This window comes from Ktedonobacterales bacterium, assembly GCA_036557285.1.
Taxonomy (GTDB): domain Bacteria; phylum Chloroflexota; class Ktedonobacteria; order Ktedonobacterales; family DATBGS01; genus DATBHW01.
Map to the genome: position 1 here is coordinate 1 of DATBHW010000060.1, position 20,319 is coordinate 20,319.

Consider the following 20,319-nt stretch of genomic DNA (forward strand, 5'->3'; position numbering starts at 1 on the left):
AATAATGACGTTATCCTCTCCCTGCTTGGTCAGCGCGCGGAGCAGCGGAAAGACCTGGCCGTGGAGTGGATGGTGAGGGGCTGTGACTTGAAGGAATTGGCGCTGTGGGTCATGCCGGTCTGTAGTTTGTTGGTCAGAGTGCAGAGCAGTACGAGCGCAACCGGGCCTGCTTGCAGGACAACCGTGCCAGAGCCGAGGCGCGATGCGCCGTGCGAGACCAGCGATCCTGGCGGAGTTGGTCATGTGCGCCCATTGTGGCACACGCCTGGGGTGAATTATCACGATAGTAAAGCGCGCCTGCACACGTATGACTGCGTGCTGCGGCACAATTGCTATGAGGAGTCCAGATGTCAACATGTGGCCGGTCCCTGCCTGGATGCCTTTGTCTGCCAGCAGATCCTTGCCGCGCTGGAGCCAGCCGCTTTGGAGCAGGTGAGCGATCGGGTACAAGCCCCGCTGGAAGGGTTACCTCCTGGAGCCGGTAAGGGGAGTTGCCAGAAGGTTCCGGGTGCACGTTCCGCACACGAGGGGGCGCACACCCTCAGCCTCTAAAGCGGTAGCCCACGCCACGCACCGTCTGCACCAGTATGGGGTTGGCGGGATCTTCTTCAAGTTTTTCGCGCAGCCAGCGAATATGCACATCCACTGTGCGTGTGTCGCCTGCAAAGTCGTAGCCCCAGACATGTTCCAGCAGGCGATCACGAGTCAGGACCGTACCGCGATGCCGCAGTAGATAGACCAGCAAATCAAACAGCCGGGCGGATATCTCAATCTGACGCTCGCCAATGGTCACTTCGCGGCGATCAAGGTCCACACGCAAATCGCCAACCAGCAGCACCCGACTCTCGTCTCGCAGGGTCACGCCAGACATGCCATCTGAACGTGGCTCGGTCCGGCGCAGCAGAGCACGCACGCGAGCGCGCAGCTCGCTCCAGCTAAAGGGCTTGGTCACGTAATCATCCGCACCCAATTCCAGCCCCACCACTTTATCTGTCTCTTCAGCGCGCGCGGTCAGCATCAGAATGGGTACCGAGGAAGTCTCGTTGCGCCTGCGCAGTTGCCGACAAACCTCCAGCCCATCCATCACGGGTAGCATCAGGTCAAGCAGCACGAGATCAAGGCGACTATGCTGAGCTATATCTAGTGCCGTTGCCCCATCGCCTGCTGTCAGCACCTCGTAGCCTTCCGCCCGCAGGTTATAGACAATGGTATCGCGTAAGATGAGCTCATCTTCCACGATCAGGATCGTCCGCTGCATCACTGTAGCGATTCCCTTTCTTCATTGGGATGCTGTATCGTTGTCCCATATTGGCTTGCCCGTCTCTCTGCTTACTGGTATCATGTCTGAGCATATTTCCCATCAGTTCAACTCTTCAATCTCACCTGTGACCATATATATCACGTCTTCACAAATATTGGTTACGCGGTCTCCGATGCGCTCCAGATCATGCGCCACAAAGAGCAAGCTCGTTGCCTGGGGTACATTATCGGCATTGCGCATGCAAACCAACAACTCGTCAAAGGTCTGGCGATAGAGGTGATCGACCTCATCATCGCGCATACAAATCTCGCGGGCAGCCACGATATTCACGTCCACAAAAGCTTGAATGGCGTCGCGCACTTGCTGGCGAATCAGCTTTGCCATTTCCGGCAGATCAACAACCGCCTTGACTGGTGCTTGTTTGGAAAGCCTGATGGCGTTTTTGGCAACGCCAACCGCATGATCGCCCATCCGTTCCAGTTCGTTAATCACCAACTGGATTGTGACCAACTCGCGCAGGTCACGAGCAACAGGCGCCTGACGAGCCATCACCCCAAAAGTCTTGTTGCGGATCGTTCGTTGGTGTTCGTTAACCGTCGCATCGCCGTCGATGACCTGCTGAGCAAGATCCACATCGCGCTGAATCAGCGCCTGTACGGAGTTGGCAACGGCAGCCTCCACCAGTGTTGCCATCAGCACCACTGCCTCTTCTAGTTCCTGCAATTCATGATGAAAAGCGTCTCGTGTCATTCATGCGCTCCTTAACCGAACCGCCCGGTGATATAATCTTCAGTCCGCGTATCGGTGGGCCGCGAGAAGATCGTCGTTGTCAGGCCAATTTCAACCAGCTCGCCCAGCAGGAAGAAGCCGGTCCGATCAGAAACCCGTGCTGCCTGCTGCATGTTATGCGTAACCATCACAATGGTATACACGCGCTTCAGGTCTTCGATGGTCTGCTCAATCTTCAGTGTGGCGATGGGATCCAACGCAGAACACGGCTCATCCATCAAGATGACCTCCGGCGCTACTGCCAGCGCACGCGCAATGCACAGCCGCTGCTGCTGACCACCCGAAAGCCCCATCGCGCTAGTTTTCAAGCGGTCCTTCACCTCATCCCAGAGCGCCGCTCCGCGCAGGCTACGCTCGACCATCTCAGTGATTTCTCGCGGGCGGCGCCTGCCCTGGCACCGCAAGCCATAAGCGACATTCTCAAAAATAGACTTTGGGAACGGATTGGGTCGCTGAAAGATCATCCCTACTCGCTGGCGCAGATGCACCAGGTCCATATCGGGGCCGTAAATATCTTGATTATCCAAGAGGATCAGCCCTTCTACCCGCGCTCCTGGAGTCAGGTCGTGCAGACGGTTGAGCGCCCGCAAGAAGGTTGATTTGCCACAACCAGATGGACCGATCAGCGCTGTCACTTGATTAGCAGGGATCGTCAGGCTAACGTTTTTGATCGCGTGGCGCTTGCCATAGTAAATATTGAGGCCCTCTGTGAGCATCTTGATCTGCCCATCCTCTCCTGGGCGAATAGGTGCTTCGCCATCATCGGTTGGTTGCGTGCTCTGGGTAAGCACCGATGGGACCACCTCCTTAGGCAAGCGAGGAGGCTGCTGAACCAGCCCATCCAGCGATTTCGAGGCCGCTCCTGATGTCGAGATATTATCCATGAATAGTCCCCCTGCTCCTCTTTTAACCGAAGCGCCCGGTAATATAATCCTCTGTCTCCTTCTGTTGGGGACGAGAGAAGAGTTGCCCGGTTTCCCCTGTTTCAACCAGGCGGCCTAACAAGAAAAAGGCGGTACGTTCTGCCACACGCGCAGCTTGTTGCATATTATGTGTCACGATCACGATAGTGTAGGTGCTCTTCAATTTGATAATCAAATCTTCTATTTGTAGCGTGGATTGCGGGTCCAACGCCGAGCAGGGTTCATCCATGAGCAGCACCTTCGGCTCAACCACAATGGCACGCGCAATACACAGACGCTGCTGCTGCCCTCCAGAAAGGGATGCTGCCGAGGCATCGAGCCGATCCTTCACCTCATCCCAGAGCGCTGCACCGTGCAGGCTTTGCTCTACTAATTCCGCCAGTGCCTTTCCACGTGCCAGACCATTGAGACGCGCTCCAATGGCGACGTTCTCAAAAATACTGCGGGTGGGCAGCGGATTTGGCTGCTGGAAGACCATGCCTATGTGCCGACGAACATACATCGGGCGTATCGAGCGGTCGTAAATATCGGCGCCTTCGACTTCGACGGTCCCAGCGACCCTCGCGCCAGGCACTTCCTCGTGCATGCGATTGAGGCAGCGCACGAAGGTGGACTTGCCGCAACCAGATGGCCCAATCATCGCTGTCACGCCCTGCGGATTGATGCTCAGATTAATATTGTAAAGGCTCTGTTTTTTTCCATACCAGGCATCCAGGTTCCGAACTTGAATAGACATCGTTCCCCCATTTCCCATCAGGTAGAGCAACCTTCCAGGCGCTGCGCTCATCCCTTCCCGCTCAACGCTGCTTGAAACCTCCAGTGGCCCAGCGAACAGCAAACGATGTGACCAGCACTAACATCATCAGCACAAAGGCTCCAGCAAACGCAATAGTACGATCAGGAGCAAAGGGACTCAAGGTGGATACATAGATTCGGAGAGGCAAAGCATCCATTGGGCGGGCAATATTGATCCGCGCAAAGTTCGTGCCGAATGCCGTCATGAGCAGGGGTGCAGTTTCTCCGCCGACGCGCGCTACGGCCAGGAGGATACCAGTGATAATCCCACTCTTGGCTGTGGGGACCACCACCCGTAGGATAGTACGCGACTCTGTCGCGCCCAGGGCCACCGACCCCTCACGCATCTCTTTGGGGACAAGCCGCAAAACCTCTTCAGTGGCCCGCGCCACCGTGGGAATCATAATGATGCTCAGCGCGAGGCCGCCCGCTAATCCAGAAAAATGATGTTGCGGCACAACGATCAGGGTCCAGATGAAGAGGCCGAAGATGATCGTGGGAATGCCCGTCAGCATATCGACCATGAAGCGCACGACACCTGCGATGTGCCCTCGCCCAAACTCCGAAAGGTAGATTCCAGTAAACATCCCCAACGGAACTCCAATGGCGGTGGCGATGCCCACTATGACAAGCGTCCCCTCAATGGCTGGTAGCACACCACCACCCGTCTCACCTTCAGGTGCGGGCGGCTGGGTGAAGAAATTCAGATTCAGGGAGCCAATGCCGAGCCGGGCCACATAGACAATCAAATAGCCGAGAAAGAACATGGCTGCGACGGCAAACAGGGTTGTCAGTCCCACCACGAGATAATTGGCGATCTGACGACGCACATGCAGCACCGCGCTATCCGGCTGAAAGGGGTGTGTGGGTGTTTTCATACGACCAACCCCCCAACACGCTCGCGTCCAAGCCGGGAAATTAACAGGCGAGCGAGGATATTGACAATCAGGGTAATCAGGAGCAGAAGCAAGCCCGCTTCCAGCACGGCAGATTGGAAGATGCCGGGCGTGGCCTCGCCGAACTGATTGGCAATGACGCTCGAAAGCGTATAGCCAGTATCAAAGAGATGTAAGCTGGGATTCGACGCCTGATTGCCGATCACCAGAGTCACAGCAATGGTCTCGCCCAACGCCCGTCCCAACGCTAGTATCGCCCCGCCAGCGATGCCTGCGCGTGAGAAGGGCAGCACCGCATAGCGAAGAACCTCCCAACGGGTTGCTCCTAGCGCCAGCAGCCCTTCGCGCTGCGACTTAGGGGCGACGAGCATCACCTCGCGGCTGATTGCCGTGATAATCGGCAAGATCATCACGATAAGCAAGAGGCCCGCTGCCAAAATACTATACCCATGAATATCTCCCTGGAAGATGGGGAGAAACCCAAGATACTTTTTGAGCCAGGGCTGTCCGGTAAGCTGGAGCCAGGGTACCATCACAACGGCTCCCCACAGTCCCAGGACAATGCTGGGAATCGCCGCCAGCAAATCGACGATGAACCCCAGCGGCGCACGCAGCGGGCGTGGACAGAAATCGACCAGAAAGATTGCCGTTCCCACGCCGAGAGGCACGGCAAAGATCAGCGCGAAGAGTGAGGTTTCTATGGTACCAAACAACGCTGGGCGCACGCCAAAGGTGTTATGCACTGGATCGAAGGCTTCATTCGTAAGAAATCTGAACCCGAAGGTCTGAATGGTTGGAAGAGAACTACTGAAGAGAACCCAGGCAACTCCTACTACGGCTGCCAGGACAATGAGAACAAAGAGATAGGTGAGTCCACGGAAGAGGAAATCGCCAGGTCGTCGCGTCTGCAGTTGGAGCCGCCTTATCCAGGCGCGTCCGCGGCCATTAGCGACCGTGATGACCGTCGAGAACAAAAATTGCATCTGTCCCTACCTTAATTGCTACAACTTGGCACAGCAGGCATCGTGCTGACCTAGCCTCAGCGCGCGGAACGGCGCTCTGTTTACTGGCAGGGCAGTCCTCCTGTCCCTGGCCGAGTTGTTCGCCGCTGAACAGGAGGACTGCCTCAACTCTGGAGGATGAAGGGGCACTTTATCCACCAGGCGTCAGTGAAGGCTACGGCGCCTTTAGCCCTTGTAGCAGGCACTGCCACCACACTGCATCGCTTTGATTTTCGCCTCACCTTTCTGAACGATGTTATCAGGCAGCGGCACATAATTCAGAGGGGTGGAATACTGTTGCCCATCATGGATCACCCACCACATCGTATTTGCAGTCGCTTGCCCCTTGTCTGCATCCGTCTGGTTCGTATAGACCAGTGCCCAGGTAAAGCCAGTGATGGGATAAGCTCCCTGGCCTGGCGAGTTGACGAAGAAGAAGCGCAGATCGTCGGGGATGGTCGTAATTGAGGCCGCAGCGGCTTTCGCGCTGTCCAGCGACGGCAGCACAGAAGCTCCATCATGATCCTGGATCGAGGCATACTGGATCTGGTTGGTCAGCACATAGGCCAGCTCGTTGTAACCAATGGCGCCAGCCGTACTCTTGACCGCATTAGCTACGCCATCATTCCCTTTGGCTCCCACGCCTGTCGGCCAGTTGACTGTCGTGGCTGCGCCGACCTTCGACGACCAATCAGGGCTTACTGCTGCGAGGTAATGAGTGAAGATGCCTGTTGTGCCGCTGCCATCCGACCGGTGGACAATTGTGATCGCTTGGTGGGGCAAGGTCGCCCCAGAGTTGGTTGCCGCAATGGCTGGATCATCCCAGAACTTGATAGCACCCAGAAAGATCTTCGCCAGCGTGTCGCCGTTCAGTTGCAGGTGTTGCGGGTTTGTCAGTTGGCTGAGGTTATAGGAGATAGCAACCGCGCCAATTGTGACTGGTATGTGTAACACGTCCCCATTCTTGCTCTGAGCCAGTTGATCATCGGTCATAGGAGAATCCGTTGCGCCAAAATCCACGGTCTGATTCAGCAATTGCGTGATACCAGCGCCGCTGCCCACCGATTGATAGTTCACCTCAACCTGGCAGCCAACTTTGGCATACTCGGCAAACATTTTTGAGAACAGGGGATTGACGAAGGTAGACCCGGCGCCAGTCAGCGAAGTGGTATTGGGGCAGGACGGCCCAGTGTTTGTCGTAGCTGGGCCTTCGCCACAGGCAGTCAGGAGCAATGTAAGACCGAGAAATGCGACAGAAGCAAGATAGCTCCGCAGTCGCAGATGAGGCCGCGACGATGCTGTCAAAAGCATACGATTTGGTTTCCTCCTCATTGGATGTACCGTTACGCTCTCGTGAAGACCTGCCAAAACAGAACAGGTATGTTGAACATGATCCTCTCGTGCTCTCTGCTAGAGAGTGTAAGAGTTCAATGTTAAGTCCCTTTGAATCTATTGTTAAATCCAAATTAAGGAGCCACCGAGAGGAGCAGGGGTCACACAGAGGACTTCGGTGTAGTAATTACCTGGCAATCCGGTAGCGAACGAGCGAGTTTGCATGGGTATCCGAAATGACTGGCAGCCCGCGTCTCTGCCCGACAGACACGTAGTGGGAAAGTCAACTCAATCACTGGGACCGTTCGAAGCGTGCTTCCGAGCACAGGAATATCCCGTTTGATTGTTCGCGGCACTCAGGGCAGAGCACGACTGGAGACATAGCCGAGCATCGTGAGCTGCGTGAGGGGGATTTGCTGTGAGCAAAGATGAATAGTGACTTTACAGTAATCTCCGCCCTCGTTGACCAAACTCCACCGCCAGGACTTACTGGCCTAACAGCCTATCCGAATAACCTGCTATGTTAGGGGGTATGGACGAAGAAGAAACCCAGTGAAGGATTCCAGCCAGTCATATTGGTTAGTACTTACAGCGGTGTTCAGAAAGATTGAACCATGATATACCGTTCGCTAACTAGGAGCAGCACGGGCTGGGTAGCCACAGTGCCGAAACCAGCCCTGGGCATCCTGCGTGGTGATCGTGTCCAGGCCCGCTCTCAGAAAAACCGTCATAGGGTATCTTCCGGCTTCTTCCTACTGCCCTCCCACGGTGCGTTGAATGGTACATCTTCCAATCGGAAGCGCGAACGAACCACCACCGCCCGCGCGCGCAACTGAGCGATCAGTTCCTCTGGCGCGAGCCACGTCGCCGGGTGGATAATCCCAATGTCTGGTAGCTCACCGCGTACCAGCCGCGCAGCCGCCAGTGAGCAAAGCAGGCTCGGATTGCGCACGTTGCCATAGGGGCGGTAGATATGCGTTTCGAAGGTTCCTCGGCCCTGGAGTCCTTCCCCAAACGCCTGATGCAACAACCCACCTTCTGTATATGCGCCTCCGAGCAGACCAGTGAGCTTGCCGAACAAGCCAGCGAAGCGCCAGACTGGGAGTCCCGTGCGTGCCATCGCAGTCGTCACCCGCATGCCTAGTGCTGGCAGGCGGTTGGGCAGACCCACGCGATAGGCCACATCGCGCACGGCCTGGGAGGAGGGATCTACATAGTCGAGAGTATCAGCCAGGTAGACCGTGCGGATGCCCAGCGAGGGGAAAAAGACACGTTCTGGTAGGCTCCCTACTTGACCACTTGGAAGTATGCGCCGTGCAGAGAGGAGATAATCGGCGACGACGCCGCGGCCCCACTCGAAGTTGTGGACACAAAGAGATGAGTGTACCCATTCAATAGAGCGCATGTGCATGTAGGCGTAGCGAGTGAGGAGTCCGGTCAGTCCACCTGCCGTGGAAGCTCCGATGAGGCAGGCGATCCCTGCCTCACGAGCTGGTCTGTCGTAACGCTCGCGCAGCGCGCTATAGAGGTCGGAGCGTGGACACATATCTACGTAGGGGACGCGGCAGGCGATCGCGGCTCGCAACGGGGCATCTCCAATGTGCGCATAGGGACCAGCTGTATGAACCAAGACCTTCGCCTCGCTCTGCTCAAGGGTCTTGCGCATTGCCTGCTCACCAGATGCATCCACCTGGATCGAGCTGACTCGGCCTTCGGCGCCTGGCAGCCATTGGTGTGTCCGGATACCATGACGCGTAGCAATCACTACTGAGAGTGATGTTCGCGTCAGCAGGTCAGCCACCACCAACCGCCCAAAGATCCCTGTCCCTCCGAGAACCAACACCGTGTCATTTGGCATGTGGTTCCCTCCTCACGGTCCCCCCTGGGCTTGAGGAAACTCGTACTCTTGCAGGAGGGAGGTCGTCTCTGCTGCCCGCTTGAGCGCCACCAATCGCTGCCAGGTATCGGCAGCAAAGACCCGCAAAAGGATCGGGTCGAGGATGAAGCGCAACCAGCTCGGCCAGGCAGTCAGATGGTAGCAGAAAGTCACATACGTGACACCCGGAGCGATTTGTTTAAAACGCCACGAGCCAGCGAAAGTGGCAAGAGCGCGTGGTCCCGCCGTCATACGGACAGCCGCCATCTCAGGTGGGCGGTACGAGACATACTCGGTCTCCATGGCGAGTCCGTTGCGTGCCACGCACCAGGCACGTACTCCCACGCCTGGCTCCACCGCGCCTCCCACCAATCGTGCTTCTTGCAGAAAGGGATCCCATTCTAGCCGCCGCGTATAGTCCTGCGTCAGGCGGAACAGGGCCATTGGCTCTTTACAAATGGTGATCGAACGCCCAAATGTCGGCATGGGGGACAGACTCCTGTGAGCAGCACAGGTCCACGCTCGCCTGTGTGGTCAAGCGTCAGGCCGCGATGCCTGTTCTTCTACTCAAGATGGATTTCCTGGGCCTTCATTTCTTTACTATACCATTATTAGGCACTCTCTGCTCCGCATCCTCAAACACGTTCTTAGCCGTGAATTGGCGTACAACTGCCCTCTTGTCAGCCGGGGTATACTTTCTGATGAGATAGAGTGTCGTCTAGCTGACCAGGGAAAAATATGTCTGAGTATCAGGGCCAGCAGCTTGGCTATTATCGCGTCATACGTTTCCTGGGTGAAGGGGGCTACGCACAGGTCTTTCTGGGCGAGCACGTCTTTCTGAAGACCCAGGCGGCTATCAAAGTGCTGACAACACGTCTGGCACAGGAAGAAATGGAGAACTTTCTCCGGGAGGCCCAGACGATTGCGCGCTTGCGGCATCCTAATATTGTGCGAGTGCTGGATTTTGGCGTGCAGGACGGCACGCCTTTTCTCGTGATGGACTATGCGCCTCATGGTACCTTGCGCCAGCGCCATCCTAGGGGTGTACAGCTTCCCCTGGAAGTAGTTCTTCCCTATGTACAGCAGATAGCCGAAGCACTTCAGTATGCCCACGAGGAGAAACTAATTCACCGAGACATCAAGCCGGAGAATATGTTGATAGGGCTACGTGACGAGATTCTGCTTAGTGATTTTGGCATTGCCACCGTGGCGCAAAGCTCGCGCTACGAGGGCCAACAGGATATAGCGGGTACAATCGCCTACATGGCCCCGGAGCAGGTTCAAGGGCAACCACGTCCGGCCAGTGACCTCTATTCGCTGGGTGTGGTTGTCTATGAGTGGCTGAGTGGTGACCGCCCCTTCCAGGGCACGTTTACTGAGGTGGTAGTCCAGCATGCGGTGAAACCACCACCACCGATGCGCGCGAAGGTTCCCATGCTCTCTCCGAAGGTCGAACAGGTCATCATGACCGCGCTGGAAAAAGACCCTAATGACCGCTTTACAAACGCGCGCACCTTTGCCCGCGCCCTGGAGGAGGCCAGCCTGGTATCAGAACTTCCGCTTCCTCGCTTCTCTAACCTCCCATCTTTAGAAGCAATGTCGTTCCCACAATCATCCAACAGTTTGGAGATTCTGCGCCCATCTGCCCCGTTTGAGCCAACGCCTATACCCTCAACCGTACAGACAGATTACGAGACTCGTCCATATCGCGCTCCGGCTGGTACGCCTTCTTCTGCCCGGATACCGCCGCCGTCGGCGCGGGAGGCAGTCCCCCCCACGCCCGCCAAGCGCCGTAATCGAATGGTGGCGGTGGTAAGTCTGATCCTGGCGCAACTGATTGTGCTGAGCGGCCTGGGTGCAGCGGGCTATTTCTTCCTGTTGAAATCCGGCGGGACAAAACCAGGACCAATGACTATCAGACGCTACCCCTATAACGTGCCAACACATAAAGGTGGCACGATCGTTTATGGCTCGCCGTACTTTATCGAAAGTACCAACCCCTGGTTTGCTGGCTATGCAGAGGATTTTGACTTGATCGATGCGCTATGGGGTTCTCCACTAGTCATTGGCCCCTCAGGAACCTATCTGCCCGACCAACTGGCTGAGATTCCAACCCAGGCCAATGGGGATGTCAGCAAAGATGGCCTGACTGTGGTCCTGAAACTCCGACACGATTTGCGCTGGTCGGATGGTCAGCCGCTGACGGCAGATGATTTTGTCTACTGGCTTGAGGTGGAACAGGATCCGAGAACGGGCGTCATCTCCTCGAACGGCTTTGATGGACTCGCCAACTACAGGGCGCGTGATCCCTACGCCCTGCTCCTTACCTACAAGCGCCCCTTTGCGCCTTATCTGGCCTATTTGCCATTTGCCGCCCCCAGGCATGTCTGGGGAAAGGTTCAGCATCCCGATCTAGCGAGCAGGCAAGATGTGACCCTTACCCCGGGAGTAACCAGCGGACCATTCATGCTCGCAAACTATTCCGGCGAAAATGGCATCAGCGGACCACGCTTCCTCATGGTCCCTAACCCCTATTATGTCTCGACGACGCTGCACGCCTCTGTGCTAGACCAGCTAATCTTCCAGGGCTACAATGATGTGGCGAGCGCCGTTGCCGCCTACCAGGGAGGAGAAATTGACCAGATAGAGAATCTTCAGCCTGGCGATCTGCCTGGCGTGAAGAGGCTACAAGGCTTGCGCATCAGCCCCACCATTGGCTATACCCATCTGGACTTCAACCTGACCAAGCCAGCGCTGCAAGATGCCAATGTGCGCAAGGCAATTGAGGAATCGATTGACCGCTGCCAGATCATCAAGGTGGCATTTAGCCAGCCCTGCAATAGCTTGCGTGTGGATACCATCCTGCCCAAACCTTCCCCTGATTTTGACCCAACCAACCAGACCTATAGCTTTGATCTGGCTCAGGCTAAAAAGGACATGCAGATCGCCGGATGGGACTGCTCCGGCAGAACCTGCACACAGAACCGCCAACCGTTCCCAACCCTGAATCTAGTCACCTACACCGGGAACCCTTACGACGCGATTGCCCGGCTGATGAAGCAAGACCTGGAGGCGTTGGGGCTGTCGGTCAGCCTCCAGGGCTTTGATAGCCACACCATTTTTGCCAACTTTACGCGCGGTGGCGTGTTAGCGACTGGCAAGTACGATCTGGCTGTCTTTGGCTATAATTTCACCCTGGACTCAGACGTAAATCTCTATCCCAGCTTTCATAGCTCGGAGATTCCAAGCGCCGAACACCCAACCGGACAGAATTATGAGCGAGTGAATGATGTTGGGGTTGATGAGTTGTTGGATGAGGGGCGTACCACGCTAGGCAGTGCAGAACGCTCTCAGATTTACAAAGACGTACAACGAATTCTCGTCCAAAAAGTCTACGTGATCCCACTTTATCTGGAACCAAATATCGTCCTCACCAGTTCGATCATTGGCAACTACTTTACCAATCCAACGCTCCTGGGGAACGCCTGGAATATCGGCGACTGGTATCGCACCAGATAAAGACGCCTTCCCGGCAGGTTTGTTATTTTGCTCGATTCCAATCAAATTCGGAATAAGGAATGCTTGCTTGATATAGCTCTATTGCTGACCGCACATACAACACCATATCTTGAGGAAGCTGCACCAGCAAAAACCACCCGAGTTCATTGCATTTATTCGGCTCTTTATTCTCAGGCTGGCCCTTCCATGTTGTGGCAACAAAGAAAAAAGCCATTCTTTCAGGCCGTGTTGAATGGAAGAATACACCTATTCGGTGAGGCTTCGTTGAATAGTGCATGACATGGATCAGCTTAAGATTCTCTGGTTCTATCCTCACTCCTACTTCTTCGCTCGCTTCTCTAATAGCAGCTTCCTTAATGGTCTCCCCCTTATCACGATGACCGGCGATCACACTATACTTGCCATCCTCAAAGCCCGTTTTATATCTCCTTAATAATAAGACATGGTCCCCTGCAATCAGCAACACATGTACATCAGCAACAAATTTGGAGCAGTTCAATATCATGAAAAGCGGCCACTCATCATCGGAACCAGAAAGCGCGGCTCAACTCGATGTAACCGAATTATAGTGGGTGGGCTGCTAGCCTGTCAATCATCTGCCTCTGGACTCCAGAAACAATTGAATTATGAGCAAAAGGTGGAATTTGAGGGAGGCGGGCGATGAAACCTGAGCTTCTCTTCTATTTAGTGAGAAAATCCAGTAGCCTATTTCGCTTGACAGATTCAATCTGATAGGATAGGCTAGAGTTATGATGAATTCTCATAAAGGCTTGCGACATTTAGTAGATCATCGCTTGTAGCATCAAACGATTGTGATTGGATTACCATCATGGAGCAGACCAACACATCGACGCAACAAATACGGGATTACTTAACGGACCCTTCTGTCCGGTCACGCTTGCAGGAACGCCTCAAAGAGGTTTCTGCTCAAGTGACGACCAGCATTGGACAGGCAGCAAAGATTGTCGGCATCAGTGAGACCCAGCTTCGCTATTGGGAGGAAAAGAGCGACGCCTTGCTTTCGCCTACGCGTTCCCGCTCAGAAGCTGGCGGAACAATACGTCGCGGGCAACGGCTGTATAGCGTCAACGATCTGAGACGACTGATTCTCATTAAGGAATTACTTGCCCAATCCTTTTCCTTGACCACTATCGCCCAGTTCATGCAAGGGGCAGACCAGCTTTTTGGAAACGATGCTGGGTTGGCGAGTTCAGAGGCGCAAGAGCAAGACCTGAGCATTTTTGATCGGATCCGCCGGGCGGAACATGCCCTCTTCTGGCGCTTTTTTGTCCCCAGGGCAGTGTACCTGTCCGCTTGCCTACTTTTTGAGGGGCAGCCGAGTGGAGATACGGGGCTGTTTCTGCCCATTCGCATGCCCGAAACCACGTTAGAACCTCTTGAGATTGTGGCTCCGCAGGAACTCTCAGCATTGGGAAAAACCTTGCTTGGCTGGCGCCAGCGAGACTATCCCTTCTATACCTTTGTCTATAATTATGGCATCACCCCCAGTTCTCCTGAACGATACCGGCTCATTGTTCTGGATGAACTGGCCCCTGGAAATCTTGTTACCAATGCCTATATTGTGACCGAACACCGCTTTGCCTCCCTGACGAGAAAAACACGCCCGGCAGCTTTAAGAACGGCTCAACGTTTATTAAGTCTTTTGCAAATGCGCGCTTCGGCCTGGTGCCCTTTCTTAGAAAAAGGCACGGATTATATGGTCTATCATTCGCCCAGTTTTACCAACCCGACACTCGGTGATCCTTCCTTAACGGGAATAGCTGAAGAGGTAGTCAACCTGGGAGGTCTAAGAGCAGGCTCAGCGGAGCCACGCTGGCGGTTCGCTTGCTTCCTGGTTCCAAAAGACCCCTCTGCTCCGCTGCACCAGAGAAGCTTGATTGTCAGGGCGCAGAGCGAAAAGTCGCCCCACAAAACAGGGATAACGACTACACTCCTTGCCGGTCCACAAACCAGCCTGACTCAACGCGCCTATCAAAGCGGTCATATTATCTATCGGTCAAATATTACTTCGGAGGATAAGGCTATCGCCAGCCGCGATGTTGAGGGGCCGATACGCTCGGCTATTGCCGTTCCCATTGCCGGGGCGGATGGGCAGCCAGCCGCGGTGTTATATGTGGCCTCCGATGATCCCCATGCTTTTAGCGAAGAGGATCAACTGCTCTTGAGGACTATCGAGCGGATGGCTGGGGAACTCATTGTCACCTATGATGCCCGTTCCTTGTTTACCGAGAATCTGAAAGAGGTGGTTGAGAAGCCTGGGATCGTGGATGTCTTTTTTAAAGAATTTGCCTCAGAAAATGACTTTATGAGCAAGCTGGAGACGCTCCTCGCAAGCGTAGCAATTGCCGAGCAGCCCTTTTTTGAGGCGCTCTCTTTTATCGCTATCGATCTCGATAACCATACTACCATTAATGATCAATATGGGGACTGGGCGTCAAGGGACCTTGTTCGGGCTGTAGGGCAGCGTATTCAGGGACAAACTCGCGCGTTATCGAAAAAACCTGAAGACATTCACTTGTATCGTATCTTCGGGGATCGCTTCTATTTAATGCTGCAAGGCATTTCGCGGCAAAAAGCGATAGAGCTTGCTGAAGAACTGCGCCGCAGCCTGAAACTGCCTTATCAGGTGAACGTCTCGCGCTCATCGAATGAGCAGCCCATACCACCGAGCACAATGCTCAATCTCAAGACGGTGACAGCGCGCCTGGGGGTGACGAGCTACCATTTTCAGACCCTCAAGAGCTTGTTGGAGCAAGACACCGAAGTGTCGAACGTGAGGGCTAAAATGACGAGCGCACTGGATGAAGCCCTTGATCTGGGGAAAGGCCAGGAGGGCGATAAAGTCATCGCCTGGGATCCTCAAGCAGGGTTGGTTCCCTGGCCCCAACTGTAAGAGGGTTACTGAGTTGGGAATCACTCTTTCGAGAGCAGCGCCTTACAGTTGGTCGCATGCGCATTGCAGTCTAGGGCGGCAGCGGCACAAAATATGCTAAGAAGCCAGGATAATAAAGGTTACATAGCAAGGGATAGGTATTTAAGGGTCGGGTATTATCTTATCTTCTCTCAACAAAAAATGAGATGATTCAGAATTCCTGACTCTTTGTTCATAAACCTGATACTAAAGTGGGGCTTGCTCGTTACATCATGCAGACGTATATTAGTCCGGTTAGTCTGGGAAAACCTGTTGGGGGATGTTCTGGACCCTGGACAGTACGCTCTATACACATTACGTAGTGGAGTAAATGGATGCTTGGAATCGTATTTGCGCTTGGACGCCCTGGAAGTGGTAAATCAACGGCGGCTCACCGTCTTGCTGAAGTAGCCTGGGAAAAGGGCTTATCTGCAATACGCATCGGCGATTATCAAATCCTTTATCAGATGTTCCTGAAAGACACCAGGCGCCAACGATTTACCCCTACGGAAAAATATGAGGGTTTCGATGTTACGGATTTCTCCGTTCTCAACGAGGCATTGCAGCGGTTAAAGGGTGAGGTTGAGCAGCGCATAAAGCGTCTCAGAAGGCTTGATGATCAATTGATCATCATCGAATTTGCTCGTGATAATTACTGCCAGGCGCTAGAGTTCTTTGGGGCCAGCCTTCTTCAGAAGGCTTATTATGTGTATATCAATGCTGATGTGCAAACCTGCATAGAGCATATACGATGCCGGGCCAATCACCCGGAAACATCCGACGATCATTATGTTTCGGAGCATATTATGCAAACCTACTATGCCCGGGATGACCAGAGTCGTATTCAACCACACCTCTGTGATGAGTTTGGCATTTCCAAAGACCATTTCTACATGATCGATAATACAGGTTCCCCGCAGGAATTTACTGGTTGCATGAAACCTGTCATCAACGAGATCATCTGTAAGCTCTCTCGTGAAAAGTTCGTCGGCGAAAGGCCGCCCAACCGAATTCTTCAGAGGCTGTTTGCTGTGGCGGGACTATTGTAGATTTCCGGCCCATCCTGGTTTCTTTTCAAGCAGGGGAAGTCTTGTGAGACTTTCCCTGCTTCTTTATTTTGCGGCCCAAGGAAGAGATAGACTGCAAAAACCGAGAAATACGCGGTAATAGTTCAAGAACTATTGACAAATGAAAAAAGATACAGTAATATTTATGGTGAAAACTCCGAATAATGCGAGATTATATGATAAAGAATGGTGTTCTAACAAGAAATCCTCAGTCTGCCATCATGCATTTAGTTGTTATTATAGCTAGCATAAGATTGTAAGGCTAAACTATAGCCAATATTAAGGGGAGCAAGGCTCTACTGTAGAGTATCCTACACAAAAATCACCCTTCCTTATATGTCTATCGCTGTTCATCAGTATCCATTAAATCTCCTGACCAGGAGAATTGTGGTCCAATAAAATCTTTCATCGCAGCGGTTGAGACCATTGAGGTTTTATAGTTGGATGCTGAGCAAATTATAGCTTGCTGTGGCTTTTAGTAGCAAAAATACTAAAGCTATTTTCCCTTATAAAGAAACTTAAAATCTATCTATAGATGACTGATACTTGACAGTATGTGAAGATTATGCTATTAATATTGATGGGTAATGTTGATTCGCGCCATAAAGAGCTTGAGCTTTGGTTGGGGTCTCACAATAGCAGTGTAATCATAGAGGAAAAAGACTCCCTTCGCCGTTTTATTGGCGCTGTTGTGAAAACGTTTTTCAGAAGAAAGTATGGGTGTTCTTATGATGGTTACTATCAAGGGGTTTAAAGCAGGGAACTGAGACCTCAATTGCTCAGCCGGGAGAAGCCGGAGAAAGGTGAAAACTATGAATACGGAGCTAGCCTATCTTTTTCCCGATGATCGGAAGCCGATCCAACTGGTGGCGAGGGAACCAGACTTCAAGCTTGAGATGGCTATTTGTGCAAGCGAGGGAATGAGCGATGCCATCTTGCCCCAAGAAATTCGAGAGCTTGCGCGTCTCGCTGCCAGGGCCAGGCAGCAAGAACTCCAGCTTCACTAATCAGGTCTTCCCCCAAAAAGGGCTGCTCTCGTGGCTCCGTCCCCACCCTCTGTGCGACGGGCCGACTAACAGGCCATTTTTCGCCTGTCTTTTCGGGCATGATCTCGCCATAATAGGGAAAAGAGATGTTCATGTCAGCACAATGATGTTTCAAAACAAGCATCTCCACAAAGGCATTTTCTGATCTCCTGTATCTTCACGAAGAGGAGGAGTTGATGCGCAAGCCGCTCTTTATGTGTATTGCTCTTCCCAATGTGATCTCTGTCCAGATGCTGGTAACGTGATAGCGCCTCCAGGAGACCACTGCCATGACGCTCATAGACCATCAACTTGGCGAACAAAAAGCAAAGGATTTTGGCAAAGTAGTCAGGCAGATCCGAGAGTCAAAGCCAAGAGGACAAACATTCAAAAGCGGCGGAGCGCGCGTCAAGCATATGACGCAGGAGCAGTTGAGCGAGAACTTCAGCGGGGTGTGGGCGCGCCTGACCGGCGAGGAGCGTGATTTTGATGATTCCTGGATTCGTAAACTGGAGGATGGCGACATTCGACGAGTCACCCCCCATTTCATTGCAGGGATCGCTGAGGCGCTCGGAGCCGATGATGAAGAACGGGCGCTCTTACTAGCGGCAGCCGGGTACGATGAGTGGTTCCTGGTCGTGATTTTACGGCAGTTCGGCATCGAGGTGGCCTTTGCCGCTTGCAATGTGAGCATGTATGAAGTGTGTACAGGCATCACTCGCGGAGACCTTCCGCTGGAAGATGCAAAAGCACAAATGCGACTGATCGTGAAATCCATCGTGATCGAGCTGGCCCGCCGCGCCAAAGAAGCGGAGTGGTAACTCTCCTGTTGGGCCAGTCTGGTTGAGTTGCTCCAACTCCAGATCGGATGGTTAGCAAGCCTCTTTTCCCTACCTTTCAGGGCATGCTGAGAGCCTGCCAGTAGCCAGGCTTTTACAAGACGATCTCCCAAAGGGAGTATCTTTTGGATAGTGTTGTTGCTGTAGCTTTATTAAGGGGAGATATGCCATGACGGTTTCACCCATCCCAGTGGATGCTGTCAAGCAGCAGATCGCCGTTCAGAACGTAGGAGTTCCCCAATCATATGCCTGGTCGGCTCAAGCATTGGCAGAAGCGTGTCGAAACAGGGGGATTGAGTATGAGGAGTCGGTGGCGTTCTCTTCGCTGCGTGGGGTCGTCGTCAGGTGCGGAAAAACTATCATTATGAGTGTGCGGGCTTCGCTGGAGGAAAGGGAGAAGATCTTTACGATTGGTCATGAGCTTGCCCATCTGGCGTTAAACTACATGCCGAGCGATCCCATCATCTATCTGAAAGATACGCAGTCCACTCCCCATATCCTTCAGGATAGCCAGAAGGAGATGGAGGCCGATGTCTGGGCAGCGCACCTGCTCGTTTTCCCAGAAGTGTATGAGCAGGCTCTGGAGGAGGCAGGCGCGAGATACCCAACAGAGCAGGCACAACAGGTACAAAAGGAAGCAATTATCTATACTGCAAACCGCTTGAACATCCCTGTCCAGGTAGTGGATCTCTGGTTGAGGCATCGTGATTGGCCGTTCTCAGAGGCGCCACAGGTCTGGTTTGCCTGGGCCAACAGGCGCCTTGATGTAGGTCAGGAAAAGCTTGCTCGCGGCGCGCCCTTATGAAGGCAGCGAGCGAGCCTTTTATAGATAGGCCATCCAGGCACAGGTGAAGCCGAGGACACCACACCACCAGCATAAATCCCAGGGGTTACTTCCCCTTCCCCCCTGGTCCATGATGGTTATCCAGAGCCATCCGGCCAGCACGAGTATCGCCGCGACTACTGGCAAACAGAGCATTTTCTCCGTCAGCGTTAACAGTGGTCGGTGCCGGATCGGCAACAGTAATCTCCCAAATGCTGCTGCCAATAGGAGAAGATAAGCCAGTATCGCGGTAACGCCTCCCAGGAAAGGCGCATTCAGCATCTGTCCCAGGTTCCAGAAAAGCGAGCTTGCGCTGGTTGCCAGGCAGAAGGGGAGAGGGAGTAGCCACAATTTTCGGAAAGTGCTGATCAATGGGCGCTCCTGCGCTGCTCCTCTCTGACGGTCAAACCAATCGAAGATCAACTCGGGCCAGGATTGCGGTGAAGAGGGATAGGGATCGGGCTGATCCAGCGTGTCAGACTGATGGAGATTGAAGGCCGTCTGACGCTGTGCCCACAACAGGTGATCGTAGTGTTGGCGGCGCTGCGGATTACTCAAAATAGCATACGCTTGATTCACCAGACGCATCAGCGCGTCGGCTTTGCGCTGCCACGTGGGATTCGCCGAATAGAGGTCCGGGTAATAGCGCTTGACCAAATCTCTGTAAGCTTGCTTGACTTCTTCCGGGGAGGCGTTTTCGGGAATCTCAAAGAGCGCGTAATAATCAACGAATGGGGGGTCATGGCTCTTCATATCTGTCCTTCTTCCTGAGCCATTCTGGTCTTCTGCCCTCGTTGGTCTGGTCTGGGATTTGTTTCAACAGAGCCAGTCGCGTATGGAGGAGAAGTATCCAGGCAATGGTCCTATTCCAAGTATGGCCGCTGTCCTGGCCCGATGACAGGCGCAAATACGCCGCACATCTGATTCCTACGCGCTGGCTCCTGCGCCACTTAGACGCAGGAGCCAGCAACTGTTCTGGCAGGCACCCTTCTTCCTGGCTCCACCGAGGCGGTGGCGCTTCGTCCTCGCCGCTGCTCAGGTCATAGGCTAGCACGTTCGCCTGTCGTGTCTCCCCTGGGGCGCCTGAAATGCGGGAAGTCTTATAGGGAGCTGGGCAGCATTGTCTAAGCGCAGGAGCCAGCGCGTAGGAATCAGATGTGCGGCGTATTTGCGCCTGTCATCGGGCCAGGACAGCGGCCATACTTGGAATAGGACCATTGCCTGGATATTCCAGCACTGTG

At 53.9% G+C, this 20,319-nt stretch carries 18 protein-coding genes; 7 read left to right on the forward strand and 11 right to left on the reverse strand.

All coding sequences use genetic code 11. The annotated features are described in order from the left end of the window. The coding region (locus VH599_17855; GenBank protein ID HEY7350188.1) for a hypothetical protein at positions 1 to 552 on the forward strand (552 nt) is incomplete at its 5' end. Here VH599_17855 and VH599_17860 read toward each other — a convergent pair. From VH599_17860 to VH599_17900, 9 genes are all read right to left on the reverse strand, one after another. Next, the gene (locus tag VH599_17860) at positions 542 to 1,258 is read right to left on the reverse strand and encodes a response regulator transcription factor (GenBank protein ID HEY7350189.1); all 717 of its coding nucleotides are present in this window, start codon (positions 1,256 to 1,258) and stop codon (positions 542 to 544) included. The two genes, VH599_17855 and VH599_17860, sit on opposite strands and share 11 nt — an antisense overlap. 102 nt (positions 1,259 to 1,360) lie before the next feature. Further along, positions 1,361 to 2,011, reverse strand: a complete 651-nt coding sequence (phoU, locus tag VH599_17865; protein ID HEY7350190.1) for a phosphate signaling complex protein PhoU — start codon at positions 2,009 to 2,011, stop codon at positions 1,361 to 1,363. Between the two features lie 11 nt (positions 2,012 to 2,022). Next, positions 2,023 to 2,934, reverse strand: coding sequence for a phosphate ABC transporter ATP-binding protein PstB (pstB, locus tag VH599_17870; GenBank protein ID HEY7350191.1), 912 nt, complete (start codon positions 2,932 to 2,934; stop codon positions 2,023 to 2,025). Positions 2,935 to 2,956: 22 nt separating this feature from the next. Continuing rightward, positions 2,957 to 3,709 (reverse strand): phosphate ABC transporter ATP-binding protein PstB, encoded by a 753-nt coding sequence (gene pstB, locus VH599_17875; GenBank protein HEY7350192.1) that lies wholly within the window; start codon positions 3,707 to 3,709, stop codon positions 2,957 to 2,959. 61 nt (positions 3,710 to 3,770) lie between these two features. Beyond that, positions 3,771 to 4,646, reverse strand: a complete 876-nt coding sequence (pstA, locus tag VH599_17880; protein ID HEY7350193.1) for a phosphate ABC transporter permease PstA — start codon at positions 4,644 to 4,646, stop codon at positions 3,771 to 3,773. Then, complete coding sequence (gene pstC / locus VH599_17885; GenBank protein ID HEY7350194.1) at positions 4,643 to 5,647, reverse strand: phosphate ABC transporter permease subunit PstC; 1,005 nt, start codon at positions 5,645 to 5,647, stop codon at positions 4,643 to 4,645. Before pstC ends, pstA begins: the two co-directional genes overlap by 4 nt. A 204-nt stretch (positions 5,648 to 5,851) precedes the next feature. Next, positions 5,852 to 6,976, reverse strand: a complete 1,125-nt coding sequence (pstS, locus tag VH599_17890; GenBank protein ID HEY7350195.1) for a phosphate ABC transporter substrate-binding protein PstS — start codon at positions 6,974 to 6,976, stop codon at positions 5,852 to 5,854. Between the two features lie 748 nt (positions 6,977 to 7,724). Continuing rightward, a complete protein-coding gene (locus VH599_17895; protein HEY7350196.1) occupies positions 7,725 to 8,855 on the reverse strand; it encodes a saccharopine dehydrogenase NADP-binding domain-containing protein in 1,131 nt (376 codons plus the stop codon). A gap of 12 nt (positions 8,856 to 8,867) precedes the next feature. Continuing rightward, on the reverse strand, positions 8,868 to 9,359 hold the full coding sequence (locus VH599_17900; GenBank protein HEY7350197.1) for an SRPBCC family protein: 492 nt from the start codon (positions 9,357 to 9,359) through the stop codon (positions 8,868 to 8,870). Positions 9,360 to 9,611: 252 nt separating this feature from the next. Here VH599_17900 and VH599_17905 point away from each other — a divergent pair, with 252 nt between their 5' ends. After that, on the forward strand, positions 9,612 to 12,392 hold the full coding sequence (locus tag VH599_17905; protein ID HEY7350198.1) for an ABC transporter substrate-binding protein: 2,781 nt from the start codon (positions 9,612 to 9,614) through the stop codon (positions 12,390 to 12,392). Positions 12,393 to 12,414: 22 nt separating this feature from the next. Here VH599_17905 and VH599_17910 read toward each other — a convergent pair whose 3' ends face one another. Beyond that, the gene (locus VH599_17910; protein ID HEY7350199.1) at positions 12,415 to 12,897 is read right to left on the reverse strand and encodes an NUDIX domain-containing protein; all 483 of its coding nucleotides are present in this window, start codon (positions 12,895 to 12,897) and stop codon (positions 12,415 to 12,417) included. Between the two features lie 426 nt (positions 12,898 to 13,323). On the opposite strand from VH599_17910, the gene VH599_17915 reads away from it, so the two are divergent. The 5 genes from VH599_17915 (at position 13,324) to VH599_17935 (ending at position 19,060) form a co-directional block, all read left to right on the forward strand. Then, positions 13,324 to 15,306: a MerR family transcriptional regulator gene (locus VH599_17915; GenBank protein HEY7350200.1), complete on the forward strand. Its 1,983-nt coding sequence runs from the start codon at positions 13,324 to 13,326 to the stop codon at positions 15,304 to 15,306. A gap of 353 nt (positions 15,307 to 15,659) precedes the next feature. After that, positions 15,660 to 16,373: a hypothetical protein gene (locus VH599_17920; GenBank protein HEY7350201.1), complete on the forward strand. Its 714-nt coding sequence runs from the start codon at positions 15,660 to 15,662 to the stop codon at positions 16,371 to 16,373. A gap of 830 nt (positions 16,374 to 17,203) precedes the next feature. Then, the gene (locus VH599_17925; protein HEY7350202.1) at positions 17,204 to 17,398 is read left to right on the forward strand and encodes a hypothetical protein; all 195 of its coding nucleotides are present in this window, start codon (positions 17,204 to 17,206) and stop codon (positions 17,396 to 17,398) included. Positions 17,399 to 17,706: 308 nt separating this feature from the next. Then, positions 17,707 to 18,237: a helix-turn-helix transcriptional regulator gene (locus tag VH599_17930; protein HEY7350203.1), complete on the forward strand. Its 531-nt coding sequence runs from the start codon at positions 17,707 to 17,709 to the stop codon at positions 18,235 to 18,237. A gap of 187 nt (positions 18,238 to 18,424) precedes the next feature. Beyond that, a complete protein-coding gene (locus VH599_17935) occupies positions 18,425 to 19,060 on the forward strand; it encodes an ImmA/IrrE family metallo-endopeptidase (GenBank protein HEY7350204.1) in 636 nt (211 codons plus the stop codon). A gap of 18 nt (positions 19,061 to 19,078) precedes the next feature. Here the strand turns inward: VH599_17935 and VH599_17940 are convergent, their stop codons facing one another. Next, positions 19,079 to 19,831 carry a J domain-containing protein gene (locus tag VH599_17940; GenBank protein ID HEY7350205.1) on the reverse strand — a complete coding sequence of 251 codons (753 nt, stop codon included), beginning with the start codon at positions 19,829 to 19,831 and terminating at the stop codon, positions 19,079 to 19,081. Positions 19,832 to 20,319: the final 488 nt, after the last annotated feature.

Coding starts and splice junctions, on each gene's coding strand:
- VH599_17860 (HEY7350189.1), bottom strand. CDS start 1,258: ATGCAGCGGACGATCCTGATCGTGGAAGATGAGCTCATCTTACGCGAT.
- phoU (HEY7350190.1), bottom strand. CDS start 2,011: ATGACACGAGACGCTTTTCATCATGAATTGCAGGAACTAGAAGAGGCA.
- pstB (HEY7350191.1), bottom strand. CDS start 2,934: ATGGATAATATCTCGACATCAGGAGCGGCCTCGAAATCGCTGGATGGG.
- pstB (HEY7350192.1), bottom strand. CDS start 3,709: ATGTCTATTCAAGTTCGGAACCTGGATGCCTGGTATGGAAAAAAACAG.
- pstA (HEY7350193.1), bottom strand. CDS start 4,646: ATGAAAACACCCACACACCCCTTTCAGCCGGATAGCGCGGTGCTGCAT.
- pstC (HEY7350194.1), bottom strand. CDS start 5,647: ATGCAATTTTTGTTCTCGACGGTCATCACGGTCGCTAATGGCCGCGGA.
- pstS (HEY7350195.1), bottom strand. CDS start 6,976: ATGCTTTTGACAGCATCGTCGCGGCCTCATCTGCGACTGCGGAGCTAT.
- VH599_17895 (HEY7350196.1), bottom strand. CDS start 8,855: ATGCCAAATGACACGGTGTTGGTTCTCGGAGGGACAGGGATCTTTGGG.
- VH599_17900 (HEY7350197.1), bottom strand. CDS start 9,359: ATGCCGACATTTGGGCGTTCGATCACCATTTGTAAAGAGCCAATGGCC.
- VH599_17905 (HEY7350198.1), top strand. CDS start 9,612: ATGTCTGAGTATCAGGGCCAGCAGCTTGGCTATTATCGCGTCATACGT.
- VH599_17910 (HEY7350199.1), bottom strand. CDS start 12,897: ATGATATTGAACTGCTCCAAATTTGTTGCTGATGTACATGTGTTGCTG.
- VH599_17920 (HEY7350201.1), top strand. CDS start 15,660: ATGCTTGGAATCGTATTTGCGCTTGGACGCCCTGGAAGTGGTAAATCA.
- VH599_17925 (HEY7350202.1), top strand. CDS start 17,204: ATGAATACGGAGCTAGCCTATCTTTTTCCCGATGATCGGAAGCCGATC.
- VH599_17930 (HEY7350203.1), top strand. CDS start 17,707: ATGACGCTCATAGACCATCAACTTGGCGAACAAAAAGCAAAGGATTTT.
- VH599_17935 (HEY7350204.1), top strand. CDS start 18,425: ATGACGGTTTCACCCATCCCAGTGGATGCTGTCAAGCAGCAGATCGCC.
- VH599_17940 (HEY7350205.1), bottom strand. CDS start 19,831: ATGAAGAGCCATGACCCCCCATTCGTTGATTATTACGCGCTCTTTGAG.